12 protein-coding genes are annotated in these 13,490 nt (G+C 75.2%); 10 read left to right on the top strand and 2 right to left on the bottom strand.

The features are described 5' to 3' along the window. The first annotated feature begins 149 nt into the window (after positions 1–149). From D7318_RS27870 to D7318_RS27835, 8 genes are all read left to right on the top strand, one after another. Entirely contained in the window at positions 150–515 is a 366-nt protein-coding gene (locus tag D7318_RS27870) for a TlpA family protein disulfide reductase (RefSeq protein ID WP_120699997.1), read from the top strand. A 119-nt stretch (positions 516–634) separates the two neighbouring features. Next, complete coding sequence (locus D7318_RS27865; RefSeq protein ID WP_120699996.1) at positions 635–1,420, top strand: electron transfer flavoprotein subunit beta/FixA family protein; 786 nt, start codon at positions 635–637, stop codon at positions 1,418–1,420. Positions 1,421–1,456: 36 nt separating this feature from the next. Then, on the top strand, positions 1,457–2,419 hold the full coding sequence (locus tag D7318_RS27860; protein ID WP_120699995.1) for an electron transfer flavoprotein subunit alpha/FixB family protein: 963 nt from the start codon (positions 1,457–1,459) through the stop codon (positions 2,417–2,419). Between the two features lie 84 nt (positions 2,420–2,503). Beyond that, the gene (locus D7318_RS27855; protein ID WP_120699994.1) at positions 2,504–3,808 is read left to right on the top strand and encodes a DUF6986 family protein; all 1,305 of its coding nucleotides are present in this window, start codon (positions 2,504–2,506) and stop codon (positions 3,806–3,808) included. 74 nt (positions 3,809–3,882) lie between these two features. Then, positions 3,883–4,848 (top strand): ROK family protein, encoded by a 966-nt coding sequence (locus tag D7318_RS27850; protein WP_120699993.1) that lies wholly within the window; start codon positions 3,883–3,885, stop codon positions 4,846–4,848. 28 nt (positions 4,849–4,876) lie between these two features. Further along, positions 4,877–5,899, top strand: a complete 1,023-nt coding sequence (locus tag D7318_RS27845) for an NUDIX hydrolase (protein ID WP_120699992.1) — start codon at positions 4,877–4,879, stop codon at positions 5,897–5,899. A 103-nt stretch (positions 5,900–6,002) separates the two neighbouring features. Continuing rightward, positions 6,003–6,698: a class F sortase gene (locus D7318_RS27840; RefSeq protein WP_120700029.1), complete on the top strand. Its 696-nt coding sequence runs from the start codon at positions 6,003–6,005 to the stop codon at positions 6,696–6,698. Positions 6,699–6,812: 114 nt separating this feature from the next. Beyond that, entirely contained in the window at positions 6,813–7,373 is a 561-nt protein-coding gene (locus D7318_RS27835) for a hypothetical protein (RefSeq protein ID WP_120699991.1), read from the top strand. A 78-nt stretch (positions 7,374–7,451) separates the two neighbouring features. On the opposite strand, the gene D7318_RS27830 is transcribed toward D7318_RS27835, so the two are convergent. Beyond that, the gene (locus tag D7318_RS27830) at positions 7,452–8,828 is read right to left on the bottom strand and encodes a dipeptidase (RefSeq protein ID WP_120699990.1); all 1,377 of its coding nucleotides are present in this window, start codon (positions 8,826–8,828) and stop codon (positions 7,452–7,454) included. Between the two features lie 164 nt (positions 8,829–8,992). Between D7318_RS27830 and D7318_RS27825 the strand changes: the two genes are divergently transcribed. Continuing rightward, a complete protein-coding gene (locus D7318_RS27825; RefSeq protein WP_329604648.1) occupies positions 8,993–10,276 on the top strand; it encodes a geranylgeranyl reductase family protein in 1,284 nt (427 codons plus the stop codon). Here the strand turns inward: D7318_RS27825 and D7318_RS27820 are convergent. Continuing rightward, positions 10,234–11,022 (bottom strand): AfsR/SARP family transcriptional regulator, encoded by a 789-nt coding sequence (locus tag D7318_RS27820; RefSeq protein WP_120699988.1) that lies wholly within the window; start codon positions 11,020–11,022, stop codon positions 10,234–10,236. The two genes, D7318_RS27825 and D7318_RS27820, sit on opposite strands and share 43 nt — an antisense overlap. Positions 11,023–11,203: 181 nt before the next feature. On the opposite strand from D7318_RS27820, the gene D7318_RS27815 reads away from it, so the two are divergent. Further along, positions 11,204–13,459, top strand: a complete 2,256-nt coding sequence (locus D7318_RS27815; protein ID WP_120699987.1) for an MMPL family transporter — start codon at positions 11,204–11,206, stop codon at positions 13,457–13,459. Positions 13,460–13,490: the final 31 nt, after the last annotated feature.

Below are 13,490 nucleotides of genomic sequence, written 5' to 3'. Positions count from 1 at the left end.
CGCGCACTCCGGCGTACGCCCCCGATGAGCCGGGGGGAATGCGACCGTTGGGGAAGGCGCTGCACCGAGGGGCGCACGGGAACAGCGCGGAACCCCACGCACGGCGCGAACGGCGCATACGGCGCGAACTCGGCGGAACGGAGCCGGTGATGGACGGAACGGAGCGGCCCCGCCGCCTCACCGCGGCGGACCTGGGCGCCGAACGCCTCGGCGCCCGCGCCACGTTGGTGCACTTCTCCAGCGCCTTCTGCCAGCCCTGCCGCGCCACCCGCCGCGTCCTGGCCGACGCGGCGCGCCTGGTGGACGGCGTCGCGCACGTGGAGGTCGACGCGGAGTCCCGGCTCGACCTCGTCCGCGCCCTCGGCGTGGCCAGGACGCCCACGGTGCTGGTCGTCGACGCCTCGGGACATGTGGTAGTGCGGGCCGAGGGGCAGCCGCGTACCGCGGATGTGCTGGTGGCGTTGGGTCGCGCGGTCACCGAGGGGACGCCGTCGGACCCCACCCGGTGCGCGTAGTCAACGTCACAGTGAGACATCCTTGCCTGTGGGGGATACCCTGGATGTACTGACGAGTAACTATTCGGGTGATCTTCCGAGTGCCCCGTGTGCGGACCGACAGCAGTAGGAGAGCCGGCGTGAGCTTGAAGATCGTTGTCTGTGTGAAGTACGTCCCCGACGCCGCCGGGGACCGGCGCTTCGCCGAGGACCTGACCACTGACCGGGACGCCGCGGACGGATTGCTGTCGGAGCTGGACGAGTACGCCGTGGAGCAGGCCCTGGTGATCGCGGAGGAGGTGGACGGCGCCGAGGTCACGGTGCTCACCGTCGGCCCCGACGACGCCACCGACGCGCTGCGCAAGGCCCTGTCCATGGGCGCGGACAAGGCCGTCCACGTCACCGACGACGACCTGCACGGCACCGATGTGATGGGCACGTCCCTGGTGCTGGCCAAGGCCGTCGAGCACATCGGCTACGACCTGGTGCTGTGCGGCATGGCGTCCACCGACGGCTCGATGGGCGTGCTGCCCGCCATCCTCGCCGAGCGCCTCGAAGTCCCGCAGGTGACGCTGCTCTCCGAGGTCTCCGTGGCCGACGGCACCGTCACCGGGCGCAGGGACGGCGACGCCGCGAGCGAGCGCCTCGAGGCGTCGCTGCCCGCCGTCGTGTCCGTCACCGACCAGTCGGGGGAGGCGCGTTACCCCTCCTTCAAGGGCATCATGGCCGCCAAGAAGAAGCCGTTGGAGACGCTCGACCTGGAGGATCTGGACATCGAGCCCGAGCAGGTCGGCCTCGCCGGGGCGTGGACCGAGGTCGAGTCCGCCACCGAGCGCCCGGCGCGCACCGCCGGACAGGTCGTCACCGACGAGGGCGACGGCGCCAAGCAGCTGGCGGCCTTCCTCGCCGAGCGCAAGTTCATCTGACCCGCCCGTCCCGTCTCGTTGGAGAGCACTGTTCCCATGGCTGAAGTCCTTGTCCACGTCGACCACGCCGACGGCGACGTCCGCAAGCCCACCCTCGAGCTCCTCGCCCTCGCCCGCCGCCTGGGCGACCCCGTCGCCGTGCACCTCGGCCCCGGCGCCGACCTGGCCGCCCCCGTGCTGGCCGAGCACGGCGCGGTCCGCGTCCTGACCGCCGACGCCCCCGAGTTCGCCGACTACCTCGTGGCGCCCAAGGTCGACGCCCTGCGCGCCGCCGTCGACGCCGTCTCCCCGGTCGCCGTCCTGCTCGCCTCGTCCGCCGAGGCCAAGGAGATCGCCGCGCGCCTGGCCGTCAGGATCGGCTCGGGGCTGATCACCGACGCGGTGGACCTCACCGCGGGCGACGAGGGCCCGGTGGCCACCCAGTCGGTGTTCGCCGCCGAGTACACCACCATGTCCCGCGTCACCCGCGGCACGCCCGTCATCACCGTCAAGCCCAACTCCGCGGCCCCCGAGGCCGCCCCGGCCGCGGGCGCCGTCGAGGAGCTGTCGTTCACCCTCGGCCCGCTGGCCACCGGCACCAAGGTCGTCTCCCGCGAGGCGCGCGAGTCCACCGGGCGTCCCGACCTCACCGAGGCCGCCATCGTGGTCTCCGGCGGCCGCGGGGTGAACGGCGCGGAGAACTTCGGGTTGATCGAGGCCCTCGCCGACTCCCTCGGCGCCGCCGTCGGCGCCTCCCGCGCCGCGGTGGACGCGGGCTGGTACCCGCACTCCCACCAGGTCGGCCAGACCGGCAAGACGGTCTCCCCCCAGCTGTACATCGCGGCGGGCATCTCGGGGGCCATCCAGCACCGGGCGGGCATGCAGACCTCCAAGACCATCGTCGCGGTCAACAAGGACGCCGAGGCCCCCATCTTCGAGCTGGCCGACTACGGCGTGGTCGGCGACCTCTTCACGGTGGTCCCCGCCCTGACCGACGAGGTCAACGCCCGCAAGGCCTGACCCCCACGACCGGCACGCCCCCGCCCACCTCGGGCGGGGGCGTTCCCCACGCGCGCGGCACGCTCATCCGACGAAAGGGCGCCCATGGGACGGCAGGAGCAGCACCCACCCCACGACCGCGCGGCCACCAGCCTCGCCCCCGGCGTCACCGCGGCCATCGGCGGCTCGCTCGCCGAGGTCGACGCCGACCTCGCCCGCCGCTACCCCGGCGACCCGACCACCCGCCAGCCGGTGCACACCGTCTACGTCCCCGCCCACCGCCTCGCCCCCGACACCCCCCGCGCCTGGGGTGCCGACGCCCTCGCGCTGCTCGCCCGGCACGCCCCCGACGCCACCGCGTTCGGCGGCCTCCTCGGCCTCCCCGAGGCGCTCGCCGACGCCGTCCACGGGCGTGTCCTCGACAAGCTGGCCCGCGAGCCCGTCGAGGACCTCAGGATCGACTTCGAGGACGGCTACGGCCACCGCCCCGACGCCGAGGAGGACGCCGCCGCCACCCGCGCCGCCCGCCTGGTCGCCCAGGCCGTCGCCGACGGCAGCGCGCCCCCGTTCGTCGGCATCCGCATGAAGTGCCTCGAGGCCGCCGTCCGCGACCGCGGCATCCGCACCCTGGACCTCTTCCTCACCGCCCTGCTGGCCGCGGGTCCCCTCCCCGCCGGGCTGCGCGTCACCCTGCCCAAGGTCGGCTACGCCCAGCAGGTCGCCGCGATGGCCGCGCTGTGCGCCGAGTTCGAACGCGCCGCCCGACTGCCGTCCGGCAGGCTCACGTTCGAGATCCAGATCGAGACCACCCAGGCCATCGTCGGCGCCGACGGGCGCGCCACCGTCGCCCGCATGATCGACGCCGCCGACGGCCGGGTCACGGGCCTGCACTACGGAACGTTCGACTACAGCGCCGCCTGCCAGATCCCCGCCGCCCACCAGGCGCCCGACCACCCCGCCGCCGACCACGCCAAGGCCGTCATGCAGGTCGCCGCCGCGGGCACCGGCGTCGCGCTCTCCGACGGCTCGACCAACGTCCTGCCCACCGGACCCACCGCCCGCGTCCACCGCGCCTGGCGGCTCCATCACGGCCTGGTGCGGCGCGCGTTGGTCCGCGGGTACCACCAGGGCTGGGACATGCACCCCGGCCAGCTGCCCACGCGGTACGCCGCCGTCTACGCCTTCTACCGCGAGGGTCTGCCCGACGCCGCCTCCCGCCTGGCCGCCTACGCCGCGGGGGCCACCGGCGGTGGCGTCCTCGACGAGCCCGCCACCGCCCGCGCGCTCGGGGGGTTCCTGCTGCGCGGCCTCGACTGCGGCGCCCTCGACCGCGACGAGGTGACGCGCCTCACCGGCCTCGACCCCCACCGGATCGCCCCCCTCGCCGGTCGCGCCGCCCCCGGGCGGTGACCGCCGCGTGACCGCTCGCACACCCGTCCGAACGCGCTGGACAACCCGCCCACCACGGACCAGGCTTTCCGCACATGACCACTGATCTTGTCGCCGCCGTGGACATCGGCGGCACCAAAATCGCCGGGGCCCTCGTGGACGGCACCGGCGATCTCCTCCACCGCGTTCAACTCCCCACCCCCGCGGGGGAGTCGGCGGACCGCGTCATGGCGGCCCTCACCGAGGTGCTCGGCGGGCTCACCCGGCACGCGTCGTGGTCGCGCGTCGCCGCCGTCGGCATCGGCAGCGCGGGCCCTGTCGACGCCCGCACCGGGACCGTCAGCCCCGTCAACATCCCCGGCTGGCGCGACTTCCCGCTCGTCGAGGGCGTCCGCGCGACCACGGGCGAGCTGCCCGTCACCCTGGTCGGCGACGGCGCCGCCATCGCCGCGGGCGAGCACTGGCGCGGCGCCGCCCGCGGCCGTTCCGACGTCCTGTGCATGGTCGTCTCCACCGGCGTCGGCGGCGGCCTCATCACCGACGGCAGGCTGCGCCCTGGCCCCACGGGCAACGCCGGCCACATCGGCCACATCAGCGTCGACTTCAACGGCGACCTGTGCCCGTGTGGCGGCCGCGGCTGCGTCGAACGCATCGCCTCCGGCACCAACATCGCCCGCTACGCCCTCGCCGCCGGCTGGCGCCCCGCCGACCCCGAGGGCGACACCACCGCGGCGGGCGTCGCGGTGGCCGCCCGCGACGGCCACCCCCTGGCCCTCGAGGCGTTCGACCGCTCCGCCCGCGCCCTGGCCGCGGGCATCGCCGCGACCGCCACGCTGATCGAGATCGAGACCGTGGTGATCGGCGGGGGAGTGAGCCAGTCGGGCGAGGTGCTGTTCGCGCCGCTGCGCCGCGCGCTGCGCGAGTACGCCACGCTGCCGTTCGTGCGCGACCTCGAGGTGGTCCCCGCCCAGCTCGGGACCGACGCGGGACTGGTCGGCGCGGCGGCCGCCTGTTGGAGCGACCCGGGCACGTTTTTGGCAGTGGGTGCAGCGGGCAACTGACCTGGGGGGCGACAAGGAGGGGGATCCCGTGATCATCTGGCTGAACGGGGCGTTCGGGGCCGGCAAGACCACCGCGGCCCACGAGCTGCTCCACCTGCTGCCGGGCAGCGCGCTCTACGACCCCCAGCTGGTGGCGGACGGGCTGCGGCAGGCGCTGCCCAAGGAGCGGCTGGCGCAGGTGGACGACGTGCAGGACCTCCCCGCCTGGCGCCGCCTGGTGGTGGACACCGCCGTCGCCCTGCTCTCCGAGCTGCCGGGGCCGCTGATCGCGCCCATGTCGCTGCTGTGCCAGGAGCACCGCGACGAGATCTTCGGCGGCCTCGCGGCCTGCGGGATCCGGGTGCAGCACTTCCTGCTCGCCGTTGAAGAAACGTTCCTCCGCAGAAGGATCGAGCTGCGCGCGGCCGAGGGCGGCGACGCGGTGCGCGGCTGGTGTCTCAGCCACCTGCCGCAGTACACCGCCGCGCTGCCCTGGCTGACGGCCGACGCGTACACCGTCGAGACGTCCGGGCTCACCCCGCGGCAGACCGCCGAGGCGCTGGCCGAGGGCGTCCGGCGGGGCGAGGGCACGTGCGAGATCGTGCAGACCCCCGCGCCCAACGGCCAGACGCTCGCGGCGGGCGTGCTGTTCTTCGACGACCACGACCGGGTGCTGCTGGTCGACCCGACCTACAAGCCGGGCTGGGAGTTCCCCGGCGGCGTGGTCGAGGACGGGGAGTCACCCGCCCGCGCGGCCGTCCGCGAGGTGGCCGAGGAGCTGGGCCTGCGGCTGCCGCGCGAGCCCGCGCTGCTGATCGTGGACTGGGAGCCGCCCCGGCCGCCGCGGTTCGGAGGGCTGCGCCTGCTGTTCGACGGCGGCAGGCTCGAGGCCGACCGCATGCGGGAGGTGCTGCTGCCCGGCGCGGAGCTGCGCGCCTGGCGCTTCGCCGCCGAGGACGAGGCCGAACGGCTGCTGTCGCCCGGCCGTTTCGCCCGGCTCCGCTGGGCGCTGCGCGCCCGCGCCGAGGGCCGTGCGCTCAACCTGGAGGCGGGCGTCCCGGTCGGCGTCTGACCCGGTGGGGCGCCGTTCCGCCGAATCGCGCCGCGCCCCCCGCGGTCTTAGCGTGGTGCCGATGGCCCCGGATCGGGGAGGACCTCCCGGAGCGGTGACCGCGATGCGCCTGCCGGAGTACATACCGGATCACGATCCCCACCGCGCCGATCCCAGCGAGGACGGCGCCGGTTGGGGCCGCCGGGCCGCCCTCGCGTCGATGGCGTGCGTGGTGGTCCTCGGCGTCACCATCATGATCGCCGGCACCGAGGGCCAGGCCGGTCCGCCGCCGCAGCCGTCGGGCGAGCGCCACGCCGCGCAGGCGACGCCGGGGCAGGGGCCGTCGGGCGAGGCCGTCCCCGCGCTGCCACCGGCCGTGCCGACGTGGGTGTCCATCCCGTCGATCGCGGTCGAGGCCCCGCTGACCGGCGTCGGCCTCGACCAGGACGGCTGGCTCGAGGCGCCGCCGCAGGAGATCCAGAACCTCGCCGGCTGGCTCCAGGACGCCCCCTCGCCCGGCACCCCCGGCACCGCCGTCGTCGTCGGCCACGTGGACAACGCCGCGGGCCCCGCCGTCTTCTACGGCCTGGGCGCGCTGAGCGTCGGCGCGGGCGTCGAGGTGATCCGCGAGGACGGGACGGCGGCGCGGTTCAGCGTCTACGACATAGCGGTCTTCGACAAGGAGAGCCTGCCGGAGTACGTCTACGAGGACACCGGCCGCCCCGAGCTGCGCCTGATCACGTGCGGCGGCAGCTTCTCCCAGGACTCGGGCTACCAGGACAACGTCGTGGTCTTCGCCCACATGACCGGCTCGGCGTGACGCGAACGGCCCCACCGCGTAACCCATATGTCCCTTTCAAAGGGTTGTATGACCTCTCGTCGGCTTACGGTCGCTTCGCGGGGTGACGCGCACATCCGACGAAGGAGCCTTCCGATGAGCAGACCGCGAACCGCACTGGCCGCCGCCGGGCTGAGTGCGACGTTCTTCACCGTGGGGGCGCCCGCCGCGCTCGCCCACGCACCGGCCCAGGGCGACGACGTGTCGTTCGGCTTCAGCGTCTCCCCGGCCGCCGTCAGGCCCGGCGGGGCCGTGGATCTGACCGTGACCAACTGCACCCGGTTCGAGGCGACGGCCGAGTCCGCCGTCTTCGACGAGGTGGTGCTCGGCATGCCCGGGCAGCTTCAGAGCGCCAGGACGACCGTGGACGCCGACGCGCGGGTGGGCGCCGAGTTCGACGTGACGTTCACCTGCGGGCCCGAGACCGGCACCGCGACCCTGACCATCCTGGCCGCCACGGCCTCGCCGACCCCCACCTCGACCGTCACCACCACCGCCACCTCGACCGCCTCCCCGACCCGCGGCGCCCAGGCCGGCGTCGGCGGCAGCCAGGACGACGACGGCGACACCATGCTGTGGGCGGGTGCCGGGCTCACCGCGGCCGCCGTCACCGGCGGCGTCGTGCTGGCCCGCCGCCGCGCGGGGCGCCACCGCTGACCCGGCACCGCCGACCCGGCCACCGGCCGACCGAGGCCCCCGCGGCGACCACCGCGGGGGCCTCGGTCGGCGCGGGCGTCAGCCGCGCGCGGCGGCCGCGTACCGCCGGAGGAACAGCGCCTCCGCCACGGCCATCCGCTCCAACTCGTCCGGCGACACGCTCTCGTCCACCGCGTGGATCCTGGCGGCCGGGTCGCTCAGGCCGATCAGCAGCAGCTCCGCCTTCGGGTAGAGCGTGGCCAGCGTGTGGGTCAACGGGATGGAGCCGCCCTGGCCCACCACCGCCATCTCCGTCCCGTCGTACGCCTCCCGCATCGCCGCGGCCATCGACGCGTACGCCGGGCTCGCGGTGTCCGCGCGGAACGGCTGTCCTTCGCCCGCCGCTTCGACGGTGACCCGCGCGCCCCACGGCGCGCGCCGCTCCAGGTGCGCCGCGAGCAGCGCGCTCGCCTCGTCCGTGTCCACGCCGGGCGGCACCCGCAGGCTCACCAGCGCCCGCGCGCCCGCCTGCACCGAGGGCGTCGCGCCCACCACGGGCGGGCAGTCGATGCCGAGCACCGTCGCCGAGGGGCGCGCCCACACCCGGTCCGCCACCGCGCCCGAGCCGATCAGCCCGACCCCGTCGAGCACCCTGGCGTCCTCGCGGAACGTCTCGTCCGGGTACGCGGTGCCCCGCCAGACCCCGTCCGCGGCCAGCCCGTCCACCGTGGTCGAGCCGTCATCGGCGTGCAGCGACGCCAGGATCCGCACCAGCGCCGCCAGCGCGTCGGGCGCCGCGCCGCCGAACTGGCCCGAGTGCAGGTTCCCCGCGAGCGTCTCCACCGTCACGCGCACCGCCACCATGCCGCGCAGCATCGCCGTCACCGTGGGCTGCCCGGCCCTGAAGTTGCCGGTGTCGCCGATCACCACGGCGTCCGCGGCCAGCAGCTCGGGGTGCTGCTCGGCGTAGCGCTCGAGGCCGCCCGTGCCCTGCTCCTCCGAGCCCTCCACGACCACCTTCACGCCGACCGGCGGGCCCCCCGCGGCCCGCAGCGCGCGCAGCGCGAGCAGGTGCATCAGCAGGCCGCCCTTGCAGTCGGCCGCGCCCCGCCCGTACCAGCGGCCTTCCCGCTCGGTCAGCTCGAACGGCGGTGACGTCCACGCCGTCTCGTCGAGCGGCGGCTGCACGTCGTAGTGCGCGTACAGCAGAACGGTGGGCGCGCCCGTGGGAGCGGGCAGGTGGCCGTACACCGACGTGGTGCCGTCCGGGGTCTCGAGCAGGGCCACCTCGGAGAAGCCCTCGCGCTCCAGCGCGGCGGCCACCCACCGCGCCGCCGCCTCGCACTCGGCCGGCGGGAACAGCTCGGGATCGGCGACGGAGCGGAACGCCACCAGCTCGGCCAGCTCGTCCCTGGCCCCCGGCATGAGGGCGGCGACGGCGGCGGAGACGGCGGCGTGTTCGGGACTGTGCTCCATGGGAACGCTCCTCACGGGTGCGCCGGAGGGACACACCTGCGACATCTGTACGAAAGCCTGGGAATGCCGCCGATCATCCCACAGCCAGGTCACCCCACCCCGGCGAACTAGGATGCCGTGCGGTGACCGAAACGTGAGGACGCAGCGGGGAGCGGCAGCAGATCGTGAGTGACGAGAACGAAGCCGGGGCCGGAACGGTGTGGGACGTGGTGGTGGTGGGGGCGGGCCCCGGTGGGGCGTCGGCCGCCCGCGCCGTGGCGGAGGCCGGTCGCCGGGTGCTGCTGCTGGAGAAGGCGGAGCTGCCGCGGTACAAGACGTGCGGCGGCGGCATCATCGGGCCCACGCGGGACGCCCTGCCCCCCGGCTTCGAGCTGCCGCTGCGCGACCGCGTGCACGCCGTGACGTTCTCCCTCAACGGCCGCATGACCCGCACCCGCCGCTCCAAGCGGATGCTCTTCGGCCTGGTGAACCGCCCCGAGTTCGACCAGCGCCTGGTCGAGTCCGCCGTCAAGGCCGGGGCCGAGCTGCGCACCAGGGCCACCGTCTCGCGCGTCGAGCAGCACGGCCCGGCCGTCCCCGACCGGCGCACCGTCGCCGTGGTGCTCTCGTCGGGGGAGACGCTGCTGGCCCGCGCCGTGGTCGGCGCCGACGGCAGCGCCAGCCGGATAGGCGCCCATGTCGGCGTGCGGCTCGACCACGTGGACCTCGGCCTCGAGGCCGAGATCCCGGTGCCGCCTGAGGTGGCCGCGGACTGGAAGGGCCGGGCGCTGATCGACTGGGGCCCGCTGCCGGGCTCCTACGGCTGGGTCTTCCCCAAGGGCGACACCCTGACCGTCGGCGTGATCTCCGCCCGCGGCGACGGGGCGGCGACCAAGCGCTACCTGGAGGACTTCACCGCCCGCCTGGGCCTGGCGGGGTTCGAGCCGTCCGTCTCCTCGGGCCACCTCACCCGCTGCCGCACCGACGACTCGCCGCTCTCCCGCGGCCGGGTCCTGGTGTGCGGGGACGCGGCCGGGCTGCTCGAGCCGTGGACGCGCGAGGGCATCTCGTTCGCGCTGCGCTCGGGGCGGCTCGCGGGTCAGTGGGCCGTGCGCATCGCCGAGGCGGGCGACGCGGTGGACGCCCGCCGCCAGGCGCTCAACTACACGTTCGCCGTCAAGTCGGGTCTCGGCGTCGAGATGGGGGTGGGCCGCCGCATGCTGGCCGCGTACGCCCAGCGCCCCGGTCTTGTGCACACCGCGATGATCGGCTTCCGCCCCGCGTGGGCGGCGTTCACCCGCGTCACGCGCGGCTCCACCACCCTGGCCGGGCTCGTCCGCACCCACCCCGCCGCCCGCCGGGCGCTCGCGGTGCTCGACCGGCAGCAGGCGGGCGGCAGACGGTCCGCGGCCAAGGACGCGGAGCCTCAGGAGGCCAGCACCGACTCGGGCAGCAGCGCCGGGTCCTGACGCAGCATCCGCTCATGGAGGGCGCGCAGCGCCGGACCCGGGTCGGAGCCCATCTCCTCCGCGATCCGCCGCCGCGCGTCCTCGAACGCCACGAGCGCCTCCGTCGCCTGCCCGCTGCGGTACAGCGCCAGCATCAGCAGCCACACCAGCCGCTCCCGCATCGGGTGCTCCGCGACCTGCCGCACCAGCTCGTGCACGCACTCGTGGTAGCGCCCGAGATCCAACTGGCCCGCGAGACGCGCCTCGAGCACCATCAGCCGCTTCTCCGCCCACCGCAGCCGCTCCGCCGCCAGGAACGGGCCCGCGAGGCCCTCGGCGAACTCCCCGCGCCACAGCGCCTCCGCGCGCCCCGCCAGCTCCAGCGCGCGCCCTCCGTCACCGCCGTCCCTGGCCGCGACCGCCCGCGCCAACAGCGCGCGCCGCTCGGCCAGGTCCGCGATCACCGCGCCGCTCAGCACATACCCGCTGCCGGTCCACCGCAGCTCGGGCCCCGACCCGTCGGGCGCCGCGCCCGCGCACGCCCGCCGCAGCCCCGACACATACTTCTGCACCAGGTTCCGCACATGGGCCGGCGGCCGCTCTCCCCAGACGGCGTCCACCAGGGCCGCGTAGGTCATCGGCCGCCCCTCCTGGAGCAGCAGCACCGCGAGCACCGCCCGCTGCCGCGGCGCCCCGAGCGGCACCTCGCCCTCGGGGCCGAACGCCCGCAACGGTCCAAGCAGCTCGAATCGCAACCCCTCGCCCATGCGTCGAGGTTAACCCGTCGGCGCGGCGTTCCAGCGGTCGTTCCCGTGGACGTTCCAGCGCCCGGTCAGCGCCCCGCGCCAGCGTGGCCCTGAGCGGGCCCGTGGGACCTCAGGTGGGACCTGGTGCGGGATCCGGCGCGGGACCCGTCGGGGGACCCGATCGGTGAAAGGGAACGACTTCATGGCACGGCGTAACGACGCGAGGCGCGGGCCGCTGACGCTGCTCGGCCGCCTGGTGGCGCGGCGCGGCGGCGCGATTCTGCTGGCCGCGACCGCACTGCTGCTGGGCCTCGGCGCCTACGGGGCCGGGGCGCAGGCCGACCTGGACCTCGCGCGCTGGGACGCGCCCGGCACCGAGTCGGTGCGGGCACAGGACGTCCTGCGGGAGGAGTTCGGCACCGGGAACCCCAACCTGGCGCTCCTGGTGACGGCCGAGGGCGGCGACGTGGACGCCCCGGCGGTCGCCGCCGCGGGCCGCGACCTGGCCGACGAGCTGGCCGGGCACCCCATGGTCAGCGACGTGTCCTCCTACTGGGACGGCGGCGACCCGGCGTTGCGCTCCACCGGCGGCGAGCGCGCCCTGATCCTGGCCCGCCTCGAGGGCAGCGCGACCGAGACGCGCGCCGAGCTGGCCGACCTGTCGCCCGAGCTGGCCCGCGACACACCGGAGATCAGCGTCACCGTCGGCGGGCAGGAAGAGGTGTCACGGCAGATCGGCGAGCAGGCCGCCAGGGACTTCCTGACCGCCGAGGCGATCGTCCTGCCGTCCGTCCTGCTGCTGCTGATCCTGGTCTACCGGCGCACCGTCGCCGCGCTGCTGACCGTCGGCGTCGGGCTGTTCTCCGTGCTCGGCACGATGGCAGGGCTGCGGCTGCTCGCGCAGTTCACCGAGGTCTCCACCTTCGCCGCCAACCTCGCGCTGGTCCTCGGGCTCGGCCTCGGCATCGACTACAGCCTGTTCCTCATCAACCGCTACCGCGAGGAGCGCGCCGCGGGCCGCACCGTCGAGGAGGCCGTCGCGCACGCCGTGCCCGCCGCGGGCCGCACGATCGTCTTCAGCGGCGTCACCGTCGCCGTCTCCCTGAGCACGCTGCTGGTCTTCCCGTTCTTCTTCCTCAGCTCCTTCGCCTACGCCGGCATCCTGGTGGTCGCCACGGCCGTCGCGGGCGCCGTCGTCGTGCTGCCCGCCGCGCTCGTCCGCTGGGGCCACCGCGTCGACCGCCCGGCCACCGGGGCGCCCGGCCGCTTCTGGCACCGCACGGCGCTCGCCGTGATGCGCCGCCCGGTGCTCACCGGCACCGCCGCGCTCGCCGTGCTGCTGTTCCTGGCCTCCCCGCTGCTCGGCCTGCGCCTCGGCCTGCCCGACCAGCGCACCCTCCCCGAGGGCACGTCGAGCCGCGTCGCGTCCGAGGAGGTCCGCGAACACTTCGCCGCCGAGCCGACGGACACGATCTTCGTCGTCACCGAGGGACCGGCCGACCCGGCCGCCACCGCCGAGCGGGCCGCCGCGCTCTCCCGCGTCGATGGCGTCTTCCACGTCGTCTCCCCCGAGGGCATCCACCGGGACGGCGAACGCGTCGCCCCCGCACCGGCCGCCACGGGGGAGATGACCGCCCCCGACGGCACCACCCGCCTCTCCGTGGTGCCCACCCAGGAGGCCATGGACGGCGACGTGCCGGGCCTGGTCGCCGACATCCGCGCCGTGCCCGCCCCCGAGGGCACCCTGGTCGGCGGCTACCCGGCCGAGACGACCGACTTCCGCGCCACCCTGCTCGACCGCGTCCCGCTGGTGGCCGTGCTGATCCTGCTGATCACGTGCGGCGTCCTCTTCCTGATGACCGGAAGCGTGCTGCTGCCGGTCAAGGCCACGGTGCTCAACCTCCTGAGCCTCTCGGTGATGTTCGGCGCCCTGGTGTGGGTCTTCCAGGACGGCAACCTCTCCGGCGTCCTCGGCTTCACCCCCACGGGATCGATCGAGCCCAGCATCCCGATGCTGATGTTCTGCGTCACCTACGGCCTGTCCATGGACTACGAGGTGTTCCTGCTGGCCCGCATCAAGGAGGAGCACGACCGCACCGGCGACACCCGCTCCGCCGTGGCCGCGGGCATCGGCCGCACCGCGCCCCTGATCACCGCCGCCGCGGGCATCCTGGTCCTGACCTTCGCCACCTACGCGACCAGCGGCGTCGTCTTCCTCAAGGAGCTGGGCATCGGCACGGCGCTGGTCATCCTGGCCGACGCCACCCTGATCCGCATGGTGCTGCTGCCGGTCTCCATGCGCCTGGCCGGGCGCGCCAACTGGTGGGCCCCGCGCCCCCTGCGCCGCCTGCACGCCCGGATCGGCCTCGCCGAGAGCCCGCCGCCCGCCCCGGCCCCCGCGCCCGAAGGGCCGGGGGAGCGCGGGGACGCCGTACTGCCGAGGGAGTACGCGGGATGACCACGCGCGGCTGACGCGGCCACCCGCCCCG

This window comes from Streptomyces radicis, assembly GCF_003626575.1.
GTDB lineage: Bacteria > Actinomycetota > Actinomycetes > Streptomycetales > Streptomycetaceae > Streptomyces > Streptomyces radicis.
The sequence above is the reverse complement of the archived record's forward strand: the minus strand, read 5'-3'. Positions and strand labels throughout refer to the sequence as shown.

Bases quoted from the DNA above. Each gene is read 5' to 3' on its own strand.
- D7318_RS27815 (WP_120699987.1), top strand. From the start codon at position 11,204: ATGGCACGGCGTAACGACGCGAGGCGCGGGCCGCTGACGCTGCTCGGC.
- D7318_RS27870 (WP_120699997.1), top strand. From the start codon at position 150: ATGGACGGAACGGAGCGGCCCCGCCGCCTCACCGCGGCGGACCTGGGC.
- D7318_RS27860 (WP_120699995.1), top strand. From the start codon at position 1,457: ATGGCTGAAGTCCTTGTCCACGTCGACCACGCCGACGGCGACGTCCGC.
- D7318_RS27840 (WP_120700029.1), top strand. From the start codon at position 6,003: ATGCGCCTGCCGGAGTACATACCGGATCACGATCCCCACCGCGCCGAT.
- D7318_RS27835 (WP_120699991.1), top strand. From the start codon at position 6,813: ATGAGCAGACCGCGAACCGCACTGGCCGCCGCCGGGCTGAGTGCGACG.
- D7318_RS27820 (WP_120699988.1), bottom strand. From the start codon at position 11,022: ATGGGCGAGGGGTTGCGATTCGAGCTGCTTGGACCGTTGCGGGCGTTC.
- D7318_RS27855 (WP_120699994.1), top strand. From the start codon at position 2,504: ATGGGACGGCAGGAGCAGCACCCACCCCACGACCGCGCGGCCACCAGC.
- D7318_RS27850 (WP_120699993.1), top strand. From the start codon at position 3,883: ATGACCACTGATCTTGTCGCCGCCGTGGACATCGGCGGCACCAAAATC.
- D7318_RS27830 (WP_120699990.1), bottom strand. From the start codon at position 8,828: ATGGAGCACAGTCCCGAACACGCCGCCGTCTCCGCCGCCGTCGCCGCC.